This is a genomic window from Ralstonia mannitolilytica, assembly GCF_905397375.1.
GTDB classification, from domain to species: domain Bacteria; phylum Pseudomonadota; class Gammaproteobacteria; order Burkholderiales; family Burkholderiaceae; genus Ralstonia; species Ralstonia mannitolilytica.
Window position 1 is genome coordinate 37462 of the sequence record NZ_CAJPVG010000007.1, and the last position, 19522, is coordinate 56983.

General features: G+C 67.3%; 12 protein-coding genes. 5 read left to right on the forward strand and 7 right to left on the reverse strand.

Annotated elements, in window-relative coordinates; all coding sequences use genetic code 11:
• Positions 1 to 28: 28 nt before the first annotated feature.
• Entirely contained in the window at positions 29 to 1369 is a 1341-nt protein-coding gene (locus tag KHN96_RS14230) for a C4-dicarboxylate transporter DctA (RefSeq protein ID WP_045785254.1), read from the reverse strand.
• Between the two features lie 322 nt (positions 1370 to 1691).
• Here KHN96_RS14230 and alc point away from each other — a divergent pair, with 322 nt between their 5' ends.
• The 5 genes from alc (at position 1692) to KHN96_RS14255 (ending at position 7354) form a co-directional block, all read left to right on the forward strand.
• Entirely contained in the window at positions 1692 to 2702 is a 1011-nt protein-coding gene (gene alc, locus KHN96_RS14235; RefSeq protein ID WP_045785255.1) for an allantoicase, read from the forward strand.
• The gene (locus KHN96_RS14240) at positions 2699 to 3226 is read left to right on the forward strand and encodes an ureidoglycolate lyase (RefSeq protein WP_045785256.1); all 528 of its coding nucleotides are present in this window, start codon (positions 2699 to 2701) and stop codon (positions 3224 to 3226) included. Before alc ends, KHN96_RS14240 begins: the two co-directional genes overlap by 4 nt.
• Positions 3227 to 3319: 93 nt before the next feature.
• The gene (locus tag KHN96_RS14245) at positions 3320 to 4594 is read left to right on the forward strand and encodes a M20/M25/M40 family metallo-hydrolase (RefSeq protein ID WP_045785257.1); all 1275 of its coding nucleotides are present in this window, start codon (positions 3320 to 3322) and stop codon (positions 4592 to 4594) included.
• A gap of 169 nt (positions 4595 to 4763) precedes the next feature.
• Complete coding sequence (locus KHN96_RS14250) at positions 4764 to 6818, forward strand: OPT family oligopeptide transporter (RefSeq protein WP_045785258.1); 2055 nt, start codon at positions 4764 to 4766, stop codon at positions 6816 to 6818.
• A gap of 20 nt (positions 6819 to 6838) precedes the next feature.
• Positions 6839 to 7354: a GNAT family N-acetyltransferase gene (locus KHN96_RS14255; protein ID WP_045787703.1), complete on the forward strand. Its 516-nt coding sequence runs from the start codon at positions 6839 to 6841 to the stop codon at positions 7352 to 7354.
• Positions 7355 to 7369: 15 nt separating this feature from the next.
• Here KHN96_RS14255 and KHN96_RS14260 read toward each other — a convergent pair whose 3' ends face one another.
• The 6 genes from KHN96_RS14260 to hemE form a co-directional block, all read right to left on the reverse strand.
• Complete coding sequence (locus KHN96_RS14260) at positions 7370 to 8503, reverse strand: YbdK family carboxylate-amine ligase (RefSeq protein ID WP_045785259.1); 1134 nt, start codon at positions 8501 to 8503, stop codon at positions 7370 to 7372.
• 5 nt (positions 8504 to 8508) lie between these two features.
• On the reverse strand, positions 8509 to 9732 hold the full coding sequence (locus KHN96_RS14265) for a cation:proton antiporter (protein ID WP_045785260.1): 1224 nt from the start codon (positions 9730 to 9732) through the stop codon (positions 8509 to 8511).
• A 197-nt stretch (positions 9733 to 9929) separates the two neighbouring features.
• A complete protein-coding gene (locus KHN96_RS14270) occupies positions 9930 to 11063 on the reverse strand; it encodes a branched-chain amino acid ABC transporter substrate-binding protein (protein ID WP_045785261.1) in 1134 nt (377 codons plus the stop codon).
• A gap of 130 nt (positions 11064 to 11193) precedes the next feature.
• Positions 11194 to 15165 carry a trifunctional transcriptional regulator/proline dehydrogenase/L-glutamate gamma-semialdehyde dehydrogenase gene (gene putA, locus KHN96_RS14275; RefSeq protein ID WP_045785262.1) on the reverse strand — a complete coding sequence of 1324 codons (3972 nt, stop codon included), beginning with the start codon at positions 15163 to 15165 and terminating at the stop codon, positions 11194 to 11196.
• Positions 15166 to 15473: 308 nt separating this feature from the next.
• Entirely contained in the window at positions 15474 to 17771 is a 2298-nt protein-coding gene (locus KHN96_RS14280) for a primosomal protein N' (protein WP_045787704.1), read from the reverse strand.
• 583 nt (positions 17772 to 18354) lie between these two features.
• Positions 18355 to 19449 carry a uroporphyrinogen decarboxylase gene (gene hemE / locus KHN96_RS14285; RefSeq protein WP_045785264.1) on the reverse strand — a complete coding sequence of 365 codons (1095 nt, stop codon included), beginning with the start codon at positions 19447 to 19449 and terminating at the stop codon, positions 18355 to 18357.
• Between the last annotated feature and the right edge of the window lie 73 nt (positions 19450 to 19522).

A 19522-nucleotide genomic window follows, 5' to 3' on the forward strand; every position in this document is an offset into this window, starting at 1 on the left:
TTTACCGCCGTCCGACAGGCGTGCCGCGTCAGGCATGCGGCAGCGTGGGCGCACCCGGCGCCGCGATGCCATGGCCGTGGGGGATCGCCTCGCCCTCTTCGGTGATGTCGATCTTGCCGTCGAGCACGTCGTTCGCGCGCACGCGGTCGATGTCCTTTTCCCACGCGGCGATCACCACCGTGGCGACGCAGTTGCCGATCAGGTTGCCCAGGGCGCGGGCAATGCCGATGAACCAGTCGACGGAGAGCACGAGCACCAGCCCGATCGCCGGAATGGCGGGAATGACCGACAGCGTGGCCGCCAGGATCACGATGGCCGAGCCCGGAATGCCGTGCGCACCCTTGGACGTGATCAGCGCCACGGCCAGGATCAGCAGCAGGTCATGCATCGACAGCGGCGTGTTGGTCGCCTGCGCGATGAACACGGCGGCCAGCGTCAGGTAGATCGAGAACGCATCGAGGTTGAACGAGTAGCCCGTCGGGATGACCAGCCCCACCACCGAGCGCTTGATGCCCATCTTCTCCAGCTTGTTCATGATGGACGGCAGCACCGCGTCGGACGATGCCGTGCCCAGCACCACCAGCAGTTCGGCGCGCAGAAAGCGGATCAGCTTGAAGATGTTGAAGCCCGCCACGCGCAGGATGGTGCCGAGCACCACAAACACGAACAGCGCCACGGCCGCATAGAACAGCAGCACCAGGAAGCCCAGCTGCTTGAGCGAGCCGGCGCCGTACTTGCCGACGGTGAACGCCACCGCGCCGAGCACGCCCAGCGGCGCCAGGCGGATGATCACGGCCATCATGCGGAACAGCACGTGCGAGAGCTGATCGATCAGGTTGACCAGCGGCTTGGTCCGCTCACCCAGCAGCGACAGCGCGCAGCCGAACAGGATCGACACCAGCAGCACCTGCAGGATGTCGCCCTTCACAAAGCCGCTCACGAACGTATCCGGGATCAGCTTGAGGAGGAAGGCGGCCACGCCGGTCGATTCCACCTGCTTGGCGGTGTCCATGTACGACGCCATGGCGGCCGGATCGAGCGTCTTCGGGTCGACGTTCATGCCGTGGCCGGGGCCGAACACGTAGGCCAGGCCGATGCCGAGCGCCAGCGCAATCGTCGTGACGATCTCAAAGTAGATGACGGCCTTGCCGCCCACGCGCCCGACCTTCTTGAGCTCGCCCGCGCCGCAGATCCCCACCACCACGACGGAGAAGACGATCGGCGCGATCAGCATCTTGATCAGCTTCAGGAAGCCGTCACCCAGCGGCTTGAGATGCTGCGCGAAGTCGGGCGCCCAGATGCCCAGCGCGATGCCCACCGCGAGGGCGATCAAAACCTGCCCGAACAGCGGGCGCGTAAAGCGTTGCATGGTGAATCCTCCTTTGGATTTCAGGTGTCTTGGGCGCCCGTTTCGTCTATCGCGATTGTCGGGAAAGCCCTGTCGCGCTCGCTGCATCGCACAAAGTTGTCGCGCTGGATTGTTGGAGCGTTCACGGCATCATAGGCGATCCAATTTTTGTATGCAATTTTTGAATTCACATGCTAGGATGACCCGCATGCAGTCGGCAATGCCCTGCGCACCTGGCCCACATGCTGCACCGTCGGCCCGACCTCTCGTATTGCAGTTGTCCGGCAGTTCGCCGATCGGGGCCGCCGTATACCATCCAGAGACCGATCCCAAGGAGACCCCCATGGCGATGCCTACGCTCGATCCGAACGCTCCCGACTTCACGCGCCGCTATCCGAACCTGGCGGACCCTCGCCTGGGCGCTGAAGCGACGTTCGCCACCGACGAGTTCTTTGCACCGAAGAGCCGCATGCTCAATCCCGAACCGGCAGTGTTCATCCCCGGCAAATACGACGACCACGGCAAGTGGATGGACGGCTGGGAAACGCGCCGTCGCCGCAACGGCGGTTACGACTACTGCATCGTCCGGCTGGCCCGCCCGGGCGTCGTGAAGGGCGTGGACATCGACACGAGCCACTTCACCGGCAATTTCCCGCCGGCGGCGTCCATCGAGGCCGCCTACGTGGCCGACGGCGAGCCGACCGATGCCACGCAATGGACCGAGATCGTTCCCTCGACCACGCTGCAGGGCAACAGCCACGCCTACGTGGCCGTGACCGACCCGGGCGCGTACACGCACCTGCGCCTGAACATCTTCCCGGACGGCGGCATCGCGCGCCTGCGCGTGTATGGCCAGCCGCAAGTCGACTGGAAGGGCGCGGACCGGACCCAGCTGTTCGATCTCGCCGCGATGGAAAACGGCGCCTACGTGGTCGAAGCGAACAACGAACACTTCGGGCCGGCCTCGCGCATGCTCATGCCGGGCCGCGGCGTGAACATGGGCGACGGCTGGGAGACGCGCCGCCGCCGCGAGCCCGGCAACGACTGGTGCATCATCGCGCTGGCGCACCCGGGCCGCATCCGCAAGATCGAAGTCGATACGGCGCACTTCAAGGGCAACTTTGCCGACCGCGTGTCCATCCAGGCCGCGCGCGTGGTGGGCGGCACCGACAGCTCGCTCAAGACGCAAGCGATGTTCTGGCAGACGCTGTTGCCCGAGCAGAAGCTGCAGATGGACCTGCAGCACTACTACGAAGCGGAGATCGCCGACATGGGCGTCGTCACGCACGTGCGCTTCAACATGTTCCCGGACGGCGGTGTGTCGCGCCTGCGCCTGTGGGGGGTGCTGGAATGAGCCAGGACGCCATCGCGCGCATTGCGCTGACCATCGAGCCGCTCACGCGTGAAGCCTTCGCCCCGTTCGGCGATGTGATCGAACTCGAGGGCGCCAAGCAGTTCCCGATCAACCAGGGCACCACCACGCGCTTTCACGACCTCGCCAACGTGGACGTGGGGGAAGGCGGCCGGGCGCTCATCAACCTGTTCCGCGGCCAGCCGCGCACGCTGCCGTTCGAAGTGAAGATGCTGGAGCGCCATCCGCGCGGCAGCCAGGCCTTCATCCCGCTGAACGACAAGCCGTACCTGGTGGTCGTGGCGCCTGCGGGCGGGCTTGATCCGTCCAAGCTGCGCGCCTTCGTGTCGCGCGGCTGGCAGGGCGTGAACTACGCGCGCGGCGTGTGGCATCACCCGCTGCTGGCGCTGGAGCAGGTCAGCGACTTCATCGTCGTCGACCGCGGCGGCGAAGGCCACAACTGCGACGAGCAGGATCTGCCCGAATCGGTATGGCTGACCGAAGAGGCCTTGCGCGCCGCGCAGTAGCCGCCTCGCCGTCCGCACCATCCTGAGCCCCCGTACAACGGGGGCTCAGTCACTTTGAACGTCCTTCGCCAATACCGATACGGAGACATCGACATGACCCAGGCTCAACTCACCGCCACCGGCATCGACGCGGACATCCGCGCGTTTGTCGAGGCGGGGCACGCGCAGCAGATCGACTTCCTGCGCGAGCTGGTGAAGGTGCCGTCGGACAACCCGCCCGGCGACTGCGCCCCGCACGCCGCGCGCGCCAAGGCACTGCTGGAAGGCCTTGGCCTGACCGTCGAGGCGCATGCGGTGCCCGAAGCGCAGGTGCGCGCAGCCGGCATGGCCAGCGCCACCAACCTCATCGTGCGCCACACGTTCGGCAGCGGCGGCCCGACCGTCGCCATGAACGCACACGGCGATGTCGTCCCGCCCGGCCTGGGCTGGACGCATGATCCGTACGGCGGCGAGATCGTCCAGACCGACCACGGCCCGACCATGTTCGGCCGCGGCGTGGCGGTGTCCAAATCGGATTTCGCGACGTACACGTGGGCGCTGCTGGCGCTCATCGACGCCGAGCAGCGCGGGGCGAAGCTCAACGGTACGGTCGAGCTGCATTTCACCTACGACGAGGAGACCGGCGGCGATGTCGGCCCGAAATGGCTGCTGGACCAGGGCCTGAGCCAGCCCGATTACGCCATCTCGGCCGGCTTTGCATACGGCATCACGTCGGCGCACAACGGCTGCCTGCACGTGGAGGTGACCGTGCGCGGCAGGCAGGCGCATGCCGCCATGCCGCACACCGGCATCGACGCCATCGAGGCGGCCACGCACATCCTGCAGGCCGTGTATGCGTATCGCGGGGAACTGGCGACGCGCAAGTCCGCCGTGCCGGGCATCGACCACGCCACGCTGAACGTCGGCCTGATCCAGGGCGGCATCAACACGAACGTCGTGCCCGATCTGGTGACGTTCCGCATCGACCGCCGGATGATTCCGGAAGAGGCCGGGCGCGATGCCCAGGAAGAGCTGCGTGCCGTGATCGAGCGCGCCGCGGCGGATCGCCCGGGCATCGAGGTGTCGGTCGAGCGCATCATCCTGGCCGAACCGCTGGCGGAATTGCCGGGCGTGCAGACGCTCATCGGGGCGTTGCGTCGCCATGCGCAGGCGGTGTTCGGCGGCGACGTGCCGGTCCACGGCGTGCCGCTGTACACCGATGCCCGGCACTACACCGCGCGCGGCGTCCCGACCGTTCTCTACGGTGCCGGGCCGCGTACGCTGATGGAAGCGCGCGGCCATAACACCGACGAGAACCTGCGGCTGCACGACCTGCGCGGCGCGACGGTCGTGGTGGGCTGCGCGGTGGCGGAACTGCTGGGCGCGTGATCGCCGCATCGTTGCATCGCTGCGTGCGGCCGGCCTTGCCGGCCCTTTGCATTTGCGCAATCCGCCGCAGAGCAGCGGATTAGAGGTTCGCTGCAACCCCCGACGCCCTCACCCGCCTCCTGCCCCTCCTATAATCCGGGCCACAAAACCCTCATCGGAGACCCGCAGGATGCAATCCCCCCATCCTTCCAAGCACATTCCGGCCGCAACCCTGCCGGAGCTGACGCTGCGCGGCATGATCCTCGGTGCCATCATCACCGTGATCTTTACCGCATCCAATGTGTACCTTGGCCTGAAAGTGGGCCTGACGTTCTCTTCCGCGATCCCGGCCGCCGTCATCTCGATGGCGGTGCTGCGCATGCTGGGCGGCACGAACATCCTCGAGAACAACATGGTGCAGACGCAGGCGTCCGCGGCCGGGACGCTGTCTTCCATCATCTTCATCCTGCCGGGCCTCGTGATGATCGGCCACTGGCAAGGCTTCCCGTTCTGGCAGACGTTCGGCGTGTGCATGGCCGGCGGCATGCTCGGCGTGGTGTTCACAATTCCGCTGCGTCACGCGATGGTCGTGCAGAGTGACCTGCCCTACCCCGAAGGCGTGGCCGCGGCGGAAATCCTGCGGGTGGGCAGCGGCCAGCTCGCCGACGGCTCCGATGCCACGGCCGACGACGCGGTGCCCGCTGCCACCGGCATGCGCGATATCGCCACCGGCGGCATCGTGGCGGCTGTGGTCGCGTTTGCGACCAGTGGCCTGCGTGTGCTGGGCGAAGGCGCGAGCTGGTGGCTTGCCGCCGGCGCATCGGTCGTGCGGCTGCCGCTCGGGTTTTCGACCGCGCTGCTGGGTGCCGGTTACCTGATCGGCGTGGTGGCCGGGATCGCCATGCTGGTGGGCCTGGTCATCGCGTGGGGCATCGCGGTGCCGTACCTGACGTCCATCACGCCGATGCCGGCGGGCAAGACGCTCGCCGCGTTCGGCACCGACGTGTGGCGCACGCAGGTGCGCTTCATCGGCGCGGGCGTGATCGCCGTGGCCGCCGTGTGGACGCTCGGCACGCTCATCGGCCCGGTGCTGCACGGCATGAAGCGCTCATTCGGCAGCCTGCGCCCGCAAGCGGACGCCACGCAGCGCACCGAGCAGGACATGGCGCCGCGCTGGATCCTCCTGGTCACGCTGGCCATGGTGGCCGTGCTGGTGATCACCTTTGCGGCCTTCCTGGCGCCCACCATGCTGTCGGCCGGCTCGCGCTGGACGCTCATTGCATGCGCGGTCGTCTTCGCCGTGGTGTTCGGCTTCCTGGTGGCCGCGGCGTGCGGCTACATGGCCGGGCTGATCGGTTCGTCGTCGAGCCCGATCTCGGGCATCGGCATCATCGCCATCACGCTGGTGTCGCTGCTGCTGTTGGCCGTGGGCGCGGACAACGGCCTGCTGGGCTCGCCGGAAGCGAGCCGGCTCGGCATCGCGCTGGCGATCTTCACGACCTCGGCGGTGGTGGCCGTGGCGACCATCTCGAACGACAACCTGCAGGATCTGAAGACCGGCTGGCTGGTCGGCGCCACGCCATGGCGGCAACAGGTGGCGCTGCTGATCGGCTGCGTGGCGGGCGCGGCGGTCATCTCGCCCGTGCTGGAGCTGCTGTACAACGCGTACGGCTTCCCCGGCGCACTGCCGCGTGCCGGCATGGACGCGTCGCAGGCGCTGTCCGCGCCGCAGGCGACGCTCATGACCGCCATCGCCACCGGCATCTTCACGCACCAGCTGGAATGGAACATGGTGATCGCGGGCATCGCCGTCGGCGTGATCCTGATCGCCATCGACTGGGCGCTCAAGCAGCGTGGCGGTGCCGCTCGGCTGCCGGTGCTGGCAGTGGGCATCGGCATCTACCTGCCGCCGACCGTGAGCACGGTGCTGGTGACGGGCGCGGTGCTGGCGTGGATCATCGAGAAGATCCTGGCCAGGCGCGCGCAGGCCGCGGGCGTGCCGTACGAGCGCTATGCCGAAGTGCCGAACCGCCACGGCGTGCTGCTCGCCTCGGGCCTGATCGTGGGCGAAAGCCTGGTCGGCGTGCTGATGGCGGCCATCATCGGCGCCACGGGCAAGGATGCGCCGCTGGCGGTCGTGGGCGCGTCGTTCGAAGGCACGGCGCAATGGCTTGGGCTGATCGTCTTCGCGTTGGTATGCTGGGCGTTCGCGCGCCGCGTGCTGGCCGTGCGCCCGACTCACTGACTGACGCCCGACGATTCACCATGCTGCTGCGCGACGCCACCGAAGCCGACCTGCCCGCGATCCTCGCCATCTACAACGACGTGATCGCCAACTCCAACGCGGTGTACACGGAGACGCTGTCCACCCTGGAAGACCGCCGCGCGTGGCTGGCGCTGCGCGCTACGCAGGGCTATCCGGTCCTGGTGGCCGACGACGACGGGCAGGTCGCAGGCTTTGCGTCGTTCGGCGACTTCCGGCCGTATCCGGGCTTCCGCACGACGGTCGAACACTCGGTGCACATCCACCGCGACTGGCGCGGCAAGGGCTTCGGCCGCGTGCTCGTGGAGGCGCTGTGCGAGCGCGCCGCAGCGCTGGGCAAACATGTGATGGTGGGCGCCATCGACGGGGCCAATGCGGCGTCGATCCGCCTGCACGAAAAGCTCGGCTTCAAGGAGGTGGGTCGCATGCCCGAGGCCGCCATCAAGCGTGGCCAGTGGCTCGACCTCGTCTTCATGCAGCGCGCTCTGCAGGCGCCGGGCCCGGCCGGCAACGGCTGACCGTCCGCCGGTGCTTCACGCAGGCTGCGTGGCGGCCTGCGCCCATCGGCCGCAACCGCGCCGCACGGTCTCGTGCAGGTTGCGGGTTTCGCGCTGGGCCGCGCGGATCCATTCCGCATCGGCATCGCGCGCTTCCACCACCTCCCGCACCATGTCGAGCGCGCCTTCGGACGACAGCGCCTCGGCATGCTCCGACAGCAGCTTGCTGGTTTCCAGGATGTGATCGGCCAGCGCGCCACGGTTGCCGGTGGCCGGGTCGACGTATTCGCCTGCCAGCCCGAAGCGGCACGCCTGGAAGCGGTTGAAGGTGTAGACGAGGTAGTCGTCCTCCACCGGCATGAACGGGCGATCGAGCAGCAGCCAGCGGCCCAGCGCCTGGATGTAGGCCGCGACGGCGGCGGCGCGCTCGACCGTCAACGGCGTGTCCATCACGCGGACTTCGATCGTGCCGTACTCGGGCTTGGGGCGGATGTCCCAGTAGAAATCCTTCATGCTTTCGATCACGCCGGTGGCGTGCATCTTGTCGAAGTACGCAATGAAGGCATCCCATGTCAGCACGAACGGCGCGCGGCCCGAGAGCGGAAACGCGCTCACCGAGTTCATGCGCGCCGAGGCAAACCCCGTATCCACACCCTGCACGAACGGCGAGGACGCCGCCAGCGCGATGAAGTGCGGCACGTAGCGCGACATGGCGTGCAGCAGGTACAGCGCATCGTCGGGGCTCGGGCAGCCCAGGTGCACGTGCTGGCCAAACACCGTGAACTGCTTGGCCAGATAGCCGTACAGCTCCGAGATGTACTGATATCGCGGCGACTGCGAAATCTGGCGCTGGCTCCACTGCTGGAACGGGTGCGTGCCGCCGCCGCAGATGCCGATGTTCAGCGCCGTCGCCGCTTCGGCCATGCGGTCGCGCATCTCGCGCAGCTGCCACAGGGCCTCGTCGTGGCTGTGGCAGATGCCGGTGGAGATCTCGATCATCGAGTCGGTGATCTCCGGCTTGATGTCGCCGGGATACTCCTTGCCCTTGAGCATGCGCAGCAAGTCCGGCGAGGCCGAGGCCAGGTCATAGTCGTGACGATTGACGAGCTGCAGTTCCAGCTCGACGCCAAACGTCAGTGCTTCGGATTTCGAGAACGGTTCAAGCGACATGGGGCTCAGTGCCTCCCTTCTTCCTGCCGTACCTCACCCGCCCAACGCAACGAACGTGCCGTGAGGATCGGTGCGGCAATCTGCTGGATCGCCAGCGTGCACAGGATGATGGCGGCCAGCGGCCCGCCGGTTTGCGGATACAGTACCGCGGTGTCGTGCATGAGCAGCCAAGACAGTCCCGACATCGGTCCGAGTGCCAGGCCCAGCGCCACGCTCTGGCGCATCGACAGGCCCGAGAACGAACCCAGCGCGGTCGTCGCCGCCAGCTTGGCAATGAAGCGCGACAGCACCAGCGCCACTGCGGCCACACCGCCGATCACCCAGTCCGATGCCTTGAGCGGCAGACCGAGCGAGACGATCATCACCACGATCAGGATGCTGCCCGCGCTGCCGAAGTGCGACGGCCACACGCGCGGGTGATCGTCCTGGTGCTTGAACACGACGCCCGCCAGCAGCAGCGTGAGCGGCACCGAGAGCTTGAGCAGCTTGGCCATCGCCAGGGCAAACAGCACCAGGCCGACAAGCACCAGAAACGCGTAGTGATCGTCACCCGCCATGCGGTGATACAGCGCATGGCCGACCTTGCCCGCCACCCAGGCCAGCAGCACGGAACCTGCCAGCAGGTACAGCGGATGCAGCAGCGCCGCACCCCAATGCCCGTATTCGCTGTGCAGCCAGCCCGCGGTCAGCGGCACCAGCACGCTCGCGTAGATGCTGTTGAGCGCGCCGAGCGAAAGCAGCCGCTCCGTCACCTGGCCTTCGGCGCGCAGTTCGTTCTTCAATTGCAGCAGCACCGTCGGCGACGTGGCCACGGCGATGGCGCCTGCGGCCACCGCCACCGGCACCGCCACACCGAACAGCTGCAGCACCCACGTGACGAGGCCCCAGGTCAGCAGGCTCTCGAAGCCACTGGTCAGCAACAGCCAACGATTGGCGCGCAGCCACTCGAACGAGAGCCGGTGCCCGAGCTCGAACAGCGCGAGCGCCAGCGCCATCTCGATGAGGATGTGGGTCTGGTCGAGCATGTCGGCGTCGATGAGCGGGCGGCCCAGCACACCCGCCACCAATCCGGCCGCCGCATAGCCCACGATGCGCGGCAGCCGCAGCGCCACGCGCGCAAACTCGCCGCACAGGGCCGCGCCCACCAGCGCCAGCCCGATCCAGAACAGGCCGCCCGGTTCCGGCGGCCACGAGGGGAAGAGATCGTGAAGTCCTGTCATGGCCGACATGGTACCCGAAGCACCCAAATGTAAAAGTCAGCCAAGCACTGACACGCGATACCGCCTCGTTACACGATATTTAACAATAGATCGATGATTTTCGATGCAGATACCGGCAAGTCTGCGTTTTGAGCGCATTACCGCAGGCAAAGAAAAACCGCCCCGGGGGGCGGTTCTCATACTGCGGACGGCGGAAGCCGGACGGATTACTTCCCGCCCACGCTCTCCAGCGGGACCCACTTGCCGCCGGTGACCTTGTAGACGGTGATGCCGCCGTCCTTCAGGTCGCCCTTGTCGTCGTAGGCATAGTGCTTGGCGGTCACGCCCTGCATGTTGGTGGCAGCCAGGATCGGCAGGTACTTCGCCGGGTCCGACGAGCCGGCCTTGACCATGGCCTGCATCAGCGCCATCGCGCCGTCATAGGCGTACGGCGAGTACGTCTGCACCGGCGTGCCGAAGCGCTTCTCATAGCGCTGCTTGTAAGCGGCGCCGCCCGGCATCTGTTCCAGGGGCAGGCCGGCCAGCGAGCACACCACGCCTTCGGCAGCCTGCGCGCCCGCCAGCTTGATGAACTCGTCGGTCTTGGACATTTCGCCCGAGATCAGCGTCGACTTGATGCCCAGCTCGCGCATCTGCTTGACCAGCGGTGCCGACTGGCCTTCCGCGCCGCCGTAGAACACGGCGTCCGGCTTCTTGGCCTTGATCTGCGTGAGGATGGCCTTGAAGTCGGTCGCCTTGTCGTTGGTGAACTCGCGACGCACGATGGTGGCGCCGGCAGCCTTGGCGGCCTTCTCGAATTCGTCCGCCAGGCCTTGGCCATATGCGGTGCGGTCATCGATGATGGCGATGTTCTTGTAGCCAAGCTTCTTGACGGCGTACGTGCCGACCACCGAACCCTGCTGGGTGTCGGAAGTCATCATGCGGAACGTCGTCTTGTAGCCCTGCTTGGTGTATTCCGGCGCCGTGGCCATCGCGATTTCCGCAATGCCGGCATTGTTGTAGATGCGCGAAGCCGGAATGGTCGTACCCGAGTTGAAGTGGCCGAGCATGCCCTTGATGCCGCTGTCCACGAGCTTCTGCGCGACGGTCGTGCCGGTCTTCGGGTCAGCCTGGTCGTCTTCCGAGATCAGCTGGAACTTGACTTCCTTGCCGGCGATCTTCGGCTTGGTGGCGTTGAACTCCTCCACGGCCAGCGTCAGGCCGTTCTGCATGTCCTTGCCGTACTGGGCCTGGGGACCGGTCATCGGGCCGGCGTAGCCGAGCTTGATGACTTCCTGCGCCGATGCTGCACCACCCAGCGCACACAGCGCCGCCGCCACCCACAGTTGCTTCAATTTCATTTGTGCGTCTCCTAGTTCAAACGCAATTTGGATCCATAGCGCGACGGGATCACCGCCGCCCTCCTCCCGCTTCGCATCCCATCCGCACCCGTCGTACGAATCGAACCGCGAATCCTGCTCTTGCTCCCCGTCAGCCGATGGTCATCAGGCTGGCGTTACCACCCGCCGCGGCCGTATTGACCGACAGCGAACGCTCGATCAGCAGGCGCTCCAGCGCCAGCCCTTCCCCGCCATGCGGCAGACCTTGCACGCCGACGATCGGGCCGGCACGCCGCGCCAGGCCTTCGCAGATGGCGCGCAGATGGTCCGAATCGCCGTGGTGCAGCACCGCGTCGAAGGCCGCTTCTTCCAGCGTCCCCACCACGCGGACGCGCGATTGTACTGCCGCCGGCAGGGTACGCAGTACCGCTTCAATGGCAGGGTTTTCCTGCACCACAGCGACGCTGCCGACGGCCAGCACGGCCGCCAGCTGGCGCAGCCAGTCGGCCGGATCCGCCGCCACGCACAGCACCGCATCGCGCGGCAACAGCGTGTAGGTATTGCGCTCGCCGGTGGGGCCCGGCAGCGTGGCCGTGGCGCCCGTCGCCGTGGCGGCCGCCAGGCGTTCGCACAGCGCTGCCAGCGCCGGCGATTGCTTGCGGGCCCAGTCCGTCAGGGCATCGAACGGGGCCAGCAGCGCGCGACGCGCGTCGGTGTCGACTTCGGTGCCGGCGCCTGCGGTCAGCTGCAATGCGGTGCGCATGGCGTCCTGCGGGCACGTCGACAGCAGGCGCAGCAGGTACAGCGGGCCGCCCGCCTTCGGGCCGGTGCCCGACAGGCCCTCGCCGCCGAACGGCTGCACGCCGACCACGGCGCCGACGATATTGCGGTTCACATACAGGTTGCCGACGTGCGCGCGATCCACGACGTGCGCGATGGTCTCGTCGATGCGCGTGTGGATGCCCAGCGTCAGACCGTAGCCCGTGCCGTTGATCTGTTCGATGAGCTTGGTCAGGCCCGTGTTGTCGGCGGTGCGCTTCCAGCGGATCACGTGCAGCACGGGGCCGAAAATCTCGCGCGTCAGATCCGACAAGCTGTCGAGCTCGATGACCGTCGGCGGCACGAAGGTGCCGTGCGCGCAGGCATCGGGCACCGGCGTCTGGTGCACGCGGCGGCCCTTGGCGCGCATCGCCTCGATGTGGCCGACGATGTTGTCGCGCGCTTCGGCGTCGATCACCGGGCCCACATCGGTGGACAGCCGGTCGGGATTGCCCATCGCCAGTTCGGCCATGCCGCCCTTGAGCATCGCCAGCACGCGGTCGGCCACGTCATCCTGCAGGCACAGCACGCGCAGCGCCGAGCAGCGCTGCCCCGCCGAATCGAACGCAGACGACAGCACATCGGCCACCACCTGCTCGGCCAGCGCGGACGAATCGACGATCATCGCGTTCTGGCCGCCGGTCTCGGCGATCAGCGGGATCGGCGCACCGTTGGCATCCAAGCGGCCGGCCAGCGTGCGCTGCAGGATGCGCGCAACTTCGGTCGAACCGGTGAACATCACACCCTTGGTGCGCCCGTCCTTCACCAGCGCCGCGCCGACAGTCTCACCGCGGCCCGGCAGCAGTTGCACGGCACCGGCCGGCACGCCGGCTTCGCGCAGGATGCGTACGGCTTGCGCCGCGATCAGCGGAGTCTGTTCAGCGGGCTTGGCCAGCACCGGGTTGCCCGCAGCCAGCGCGGCACTGACCTGGCCGGTGAAGATCGCCAGCGGGAAGTTCCACGGGCTGATGCAGACCACCGGGCCCAGCGGGCGATGCGTGTCATTCGAGAACCCGCCGCGCACCTGCGCCGCGTAGTAGCGCAGGAAGTCGACGGCCTCGCGCACTTCGGCGATGGCGTTGGACAGCGTCTTGCCCGCCTCGCGGATGATCAGGCCCATCAGGTGCTGCATCTCGCCTTCCATCAGGTCGGCGGCGCGATCGAGCAGCGCGGCGCGCGCTTCCGGCGGCGTCGCTTGCCAGATTGGGGCGGCAGCCGTGGCGGCCGCGAGTGCGGCGTCGACGTCCGCCTCATTGGCTTCGGTCACGTGGCCGACGATGTCGCGCAGGTCTGCCGGATTGCGCACGGGCTGCGGTGTGCCGCCGGTGTACGGCGCATCGCCGATGGTCGGCTCGGCCGTCCAGACCGTGCTCGTGCCCGCCAGCAGCGCCGACGACAGCGACGCCAGGCGCTGCTCGTTGGCCAGGTCGATACCGGCCGAGTTCACGCGGACGTTGCCATACAGATTGCGCGGCAGCGGAATCTTCGGATGCGGCAGGCCGAGCGTCCCTTCCTCGGCGTGCATCTTCTCCACCACCTCCACCGGGTCGGCGACGAGGTCGTCCAGCGGGATCGACTCGTCCGCAATGCGGTTCACGAACGAGGTGTTGGCACCGTTTTCCAGCAGACGGCGCACCAGGTAGGCGAGCAGCGTTTCATGCGTGCCGACCGGCGCATAGATGCGGCACGGGCGGTTCAGCTTGCCCGGCTTGTTGCCGACGACCTGTTCGTACAGCGGCTCGCCCATGCCGTGCAGGCACTGGAATTCGTACTGGCCGGGGTAATAGTTCTGGCCGGCCATGTGGTAGATGGCCGCCAGCGTGTGCGCGTTGTGCGTGGCGAACTGCGGGAAGATCGCGTCCGGCGCGGCCAGCAGCTTGCGTGCGCACGCCAGGTACGACACGTCGGTGTAGACCTTGCGCGTGTAGACCGGATAGCCCTCCAGCCCGTCGACCTGCGCACGCTTGATCTCGCTGTCCCAGTACGCGCCCTTCACCAGGCGGATCATCAGGCGATGCTTGCTGCGGCGGGCCAGGTCGATGATGTAGTCGAGCACGAACGGGCAGCGCTTCTGGTAGCCCTGCACCACGAAGCCGATGCCGTTCCAGCCGGCCAGCTCCGGTGCAAAGCACAGGCGCTCCAGCAGGTCGAGCGACAGCTCCAGGCGGTCGGCTTCTTCCGCATCGATGTTGATGCCGATGTCGTATTCGCGGGCCAGCATCGCCAGACCCTTCACGCGCGGATACAGCTCGTTGATCGTGCGCTCGTATTGCGCGCGGCTGTAGCGCGGGTGCAGCGCCGACAGCTTGATCGAGATGCCCGGCCCTTCGTAGATGCCGCGCCCGCCCGAAGCCTGCCCGATCGCGCGGATGGCCTGCTCGTACGACGCGAGGTAGCGCTGGGCGTCTTCCTCCGTCATCGCGGCCTCGCCGAGCATGTCGTAGGAGTAGCGGAAGCCCTCGGCTTCGAACTTGCGCGCGTTGGCCAGCGCTTCGGAAATGGTTTCGCCGGTGACGAACTGCTCGCCCATCAGGCGCATCGCCATGTCCACGCCCTTGCGGATCAGCGGCTCGCCGCTCTTGCCGATGATGCGCGTGAGCGCGCGCGACAAGCCCGCTTCATTGTGCGTGGCGACCAGCTTGCCCGTCAGCAGCAGACCCCAGGTGGCCGCGTTCACGAACAGCGACGGGCTCTGGCCGAGGTGCGAATGCCAGTTGCCGTTGCTGATCTTGTCGCGGATGAGCGCGTCGCGCGTGGCCTTGTCGGGAATGCGCAGCAGCGCCTCGGCCAGGCACATCAGCGCCACGCCTTCCTGGCTCGACAGCGAGAATTCCTGGATCAGGCCCTGCACCAGACCTTCGCGGCCGGTGCCGACCTTTTGCGTGCGCAGCTTGCCGGCGAGGTTGCGGGCGAGCTGCTTCGCGTCCGAGGCGAGCGCGCCCGGCAGGCGGGCCTGCTCCAGCAGCATCGGAATGGCTTCGGTTTCCGGCCGGCGGTAGGCCGCCGTGATGGCAGCGCGCAGGACCGATTGCGGTTGCACGCTCTGCGCAAATTCGAGGAACGGTTGCACCGTGGGCTCGTCACCCTCGTGCACGTCCGAGACGGCTGCGGCGGCGGACGGGAGGCCATCCGCCGCCGGGCCGTTTGCATCAGTTGGCAGCTGCCCCCGCTCCACTTGATCCAGATACGTGAAGATCGCCTGCTTGATCAGCCAATGCGGCGTGCGGTCAATGGACTGCGCAACGCGCTTGAGGCGTTCACGCGAAGCATCGTCCAGCTTGACCCCGAGGGTGGTTGTAGCCATGTGGGTTCCTATCCAAAGCTGCCATTGCCAAGGCTTGTGGCCGGCAAATTGGGCGGATCATACGCCTGGCGAAGCCGATGGTGCAACCTAGTGAAACCCCTTGGTTCGAAATGGGTAGATTGGGGTGCAACCGGAGAGGGGGTTGGGGGCTTTTGGGGCGACTTTATTGTTTTGGTGGGTGGGTTTTTTGGCTTTTGGTGCATCCCTTGTTTCATCCCCTGCCGGGACCGACTCACTTTCTTTGGTCTTGCCCAAAGAAAAGTAAGTCGGTCCCGGCAGGGAACGAAAGGAGGGTGGACCACCAGCCCTCAAATCCTCAAAGGATCAATCTCCAACTGCCACCGCACCCCCTTCACAGTCTTGCCAATCCCCGCAAACCCCTCAGTCCAGGCCGTCAAAAGCTTCTGCAACGCCGCGCGAGAACCCGATTCCACCAGCAACTGCGCCCGCTCGCGGTTGGCCAGGCGCACCATCGTCATGGGCACCGGATCATGCAAAAACACCGGCGCGCCCAATTCAGCGGCCAAGGCTTCACCAGCCGAACGCGCGGCGCCCAAGAACTCCAGCGCGCGTGCGACTTCCTTGTGCTCTGCGGTCAACAACGCCTGATAGGCAAACGGCGGCAGCCCGGCCTGTTTGCGCTCCCGCAGCAGCTGGCGCGCAAAACCGTCATAGTCGTGCCGAACCAGCGCCTGCAGCGCCGGTGCGTCGGGATACCGCGTCTGAATCAGCACCTCGCCGGCCAAGCCCGCCCGGCCCGCGCGGCCCGCCACCTGCATCAGCGAGGCAAAGAGATGCTCCCCCGCGCGGAAGTCGTGCGAGAACAGCGAGGAATCGGGCGCGACCACGCCCACCAGCGTCACGCGCTGGAAGTCGTGCCCCTTGGCGACCATCTGCGTGCCGATCAGGATATCGACGCTGCCTTCGTGCACGGTGTCGAATAGCGCTTCGGCGCTGCCCTTGTGGCGGGTGGAATCGGCGTCGATGCGGGCGACGCGGGCCTGCGGGAACAGCTCGCCGAGCGTCTCTTCGATGCGTTGCGTGCCGCGCCCGAGCGGGGCGATATCGACGTTGCCGCAGTCGGGACAGTGATGCGGGATGCGCGATTCATGGCCGCAGTGGTGGCAGCGCAGGCGGCGCTCGGGCTTGTGCAGCACCAGGTACGCGGAGCAGCGCGGGCAGCCCGACAGCCAGCCGCACGCATCGCATGACAGCACCGGCGCGTAACCGCGGCGGTTGAGGAACAGCAGGCTCTGTTCGCCGCGCGCGAGGCGCTCCGCCATCGCGTCGACGAGCGGTTTGGACAGCCCGTCGCGGATCTCCCGCCCGGCGCGGCGCTCCAGATTGAGGTCGATGAGCGACACGCGCGGCAACACCGCCTCGGCTTGCGCGCGGTGCGATAGCGTCAGGCGCGTGGTGGCGTTCTGTTCGGCGCGCCACCAGGTTTCCAGCGACGGCGTGGCCGAACCGAGCACGACGGGAATCTGGCGCTGCTTGGCCCGCCACAGCGCCAGGTCCCGCGCCGAATAACGCAAGCCTTCCTGCTGCTTGTACGACGTGTCGTGCTCTTCGTCGACGAGGATGAGCGCGAGGTTCGGCAGCGACGCCAGCATCGCCAGCCGTGTGCCGAGCACGATGCGCGCCTCGCCGCGGTGTGCAGCCAGCCAGTTCAGCGCGCGCGGCTGCTCCGCCAGGCCGCTGTGCAGGGCGGCCATCGGCACGCCGGGAAAACGCGCGGCGATGCGCGCCTGGAGCTGCGGCGTCAGGTTGATCTCGGGCACCAGCATCAGGACCTGGGCAGCCGGGTCGCGCGCCAGGGTGTCGGCGATCGCGTGAAGGTAGACCTCCGTCTTGCCGCTGCCCGTCACGCCGTACAGCAGGAAGGGGCTGAACGTGCCCTGCGCTCCGGCCTCGGCAATGGCGCTCACGGCCGCCGCCTGTTCGGCATTCAAGGCCGGCGCGCCGGATGGCTCGGGCAGCGACGGCGGCTGCGGCAGCAGCAGCTTCGGGCGCAACTCGGCGCGCAGCCAGCCGAGCGCCGCCCAGTCGCGCAGCTTGGCAATGGCCTGCCCGTGCAGCGCGACGGCGGCGCTGGTGGAAAGCTCGCCGTCGCCGGTCAGCGCTTCGGCCAGCCGCATGGCGCCGGGGGCGCGCCTGGGAACGCTGTCCAGCAATGCCGCACGGGCCGGCTCCACCATCACGTAGACCGTTTCGGTGGCCTGCCGGGCGAGGTTGTCCCAACTGCCCGGGGTCCGCCACAGCGGCGGCAACGCGGGCAGCGTCACTTCACCGAGCGCGCGGTGGTAATAGCCCGCGGCAAATTCGGCCAGCGCACGCCATTCGGCGTCCAACGGCGGCACCCAGTCCAGCACGCGCTCGACGTCGCGCAATTTGTCTTGCGGCACGTCGGTGGTGGCGGCGGTCTCCACCACGAGCGCCACCACGCGGCGGTTGCCGAATGGCACGACCACGAGTTGCCCCGGCAGCACGGGCTGCGCGCAACGGTAGTCAAACACGGCGTCGAGCGGCGTGTCGATCACGACACGCGCGATGGCGGCCGCCACGGGGCCATCGGTAATCGCAACGTCGACGTGGGTGGTGGTCATGCGAAGCACAAGCGGTTGAAAGGCCAAGAGATTGTTGCAGCGCATCGGCGCAGCCGCACGTCAGAAAAGCGCACCCGCCATCTCACCTTGCCGCCGCAACGACCGCCCCAGCCGGCGCGATGTTCAAGTACTACTTGAGATTTGTGCCTTGACGCCCTGATCGGTGACCGGTTTTCCAGGCTATCCACACAAGCTGTGGATAACTTTGTTGAAAAGTCGCTCGCGGCGCCCGCGAAGGCCGATAAATCCAGCGCTTTTCTAGCTTGCACGATTTCCGCGCACGCCGCATTCTTCCAAAAAAATCAAACACTTATGCGATGGATGTGGCAAGCACCTCCTGTTGCGCCGCGAAAAAACCCCGCCGCGACAGCTTTGTGCATAAGTCAAGTCTTGACAGCCCGCTTGCGCACCAAAACGCGCGAAATAAATCGCTTGACAGCAGGCCAGGGCCAGATGGGGCCACCGGCGGGCGAGTAGTCACTCACCCTCGGCGCACCAAAGCGGCGACGATTCCACTCGTGCCGCCGGCTTCACGCACCGCGACGGCTCAATTCAAACGCCATCGCGCCGCAGCATGGCCCCGTTAAGCCGCCTTTGCGCGCAGCGTCCGGCTGAAGCTGTGCACCTCGTCCACCAGCACCGACACCGCCTCGGGAGGGGTGAACTGCGAGATGCCGTGGCCGAGGTTGAAGATGTGGCCATCGCTGCCACCGCCGGCTGCATAGTCTTCCAGCACGCGGCGCGCTTGCGCGCGGATCGCCTCCGGCTCGGCAAACAGCACGGTGGGGTCCAGGTTGCCTTGCAGGGCAATGCGGCCCGCCGTTCGCTGGCGGGCGCGCTGCAGGCTGACGGTCCAGTCCACACCCAGCGCGTCGGCACCGGTCTCGGCCATGGCTTCGAGCCACAGGCCGCCGCCCTTGGTGAAGAGGATGACCGGCACACGCTGGCCGTCGGCGCCAGCGCGAATGCCTTGCACCACGCGCGCCATGTAGGCCAGCGAGAACTCATGGTAGATGCCGTCGGCCAGCGCCCCGCCCCACGTATCGAAGATCTGCACGGCCTGGGCACCGGCATCGATCTGCGCATTCAGATAGTCGATCACGGCCTGCGCGTTGATCTCCAGGATGCGGTGCATCAGGTCCGGGCGCGCGTAGAGCATCGACTTGACGGTGCGGAAGTCGTCCGAACCGCCGCCTTCCACCATGTAGCAGGCGAGCGTCCACGGGCTGCCCGAGAAGCCGATGAGCGGCACGCGCTGCCGGCCGTCCTGGACGAGCGCACGGCGGATTTCCGCCACGGCGTCAAACACGTATTGCAGCGACGACATGTCCGGCACCGACAGCGCCGCCACATCGGCTTCCGTGCGCACCGGCTTGGCAAAGCGCGGCCCCTCGCCTTGCGCGAACGACAGCCCCAGGCCCATGGCGTCGGGCACGGTCAGGATGTCGGAAAACAGGATTGCCGCGTCCAACGGGTAGCGATCCAGCGGCTGCAACGTCACCTCGGTCGCATACGCCGGCGACTTGGCCAGGCCGAGGAAGCTGCCGGCTCGCGCGCGCGTGGCGTTGTACTCGGGCAGATAGCGGCCCGCCTGGCGCATCAGCCACAGCGGCGTGTAGTCGGTCGGCTGGCGGCGCAGGGCGCGCAGGAAGGTGTCGTTGGCGAGCGGTGCGGACATGGCGGATGCGGTTTTACGAAGGGGGCCATTGTAAGGGATGGTGTTTTTGGGCCATCCGCCGGTGTCGCCTATA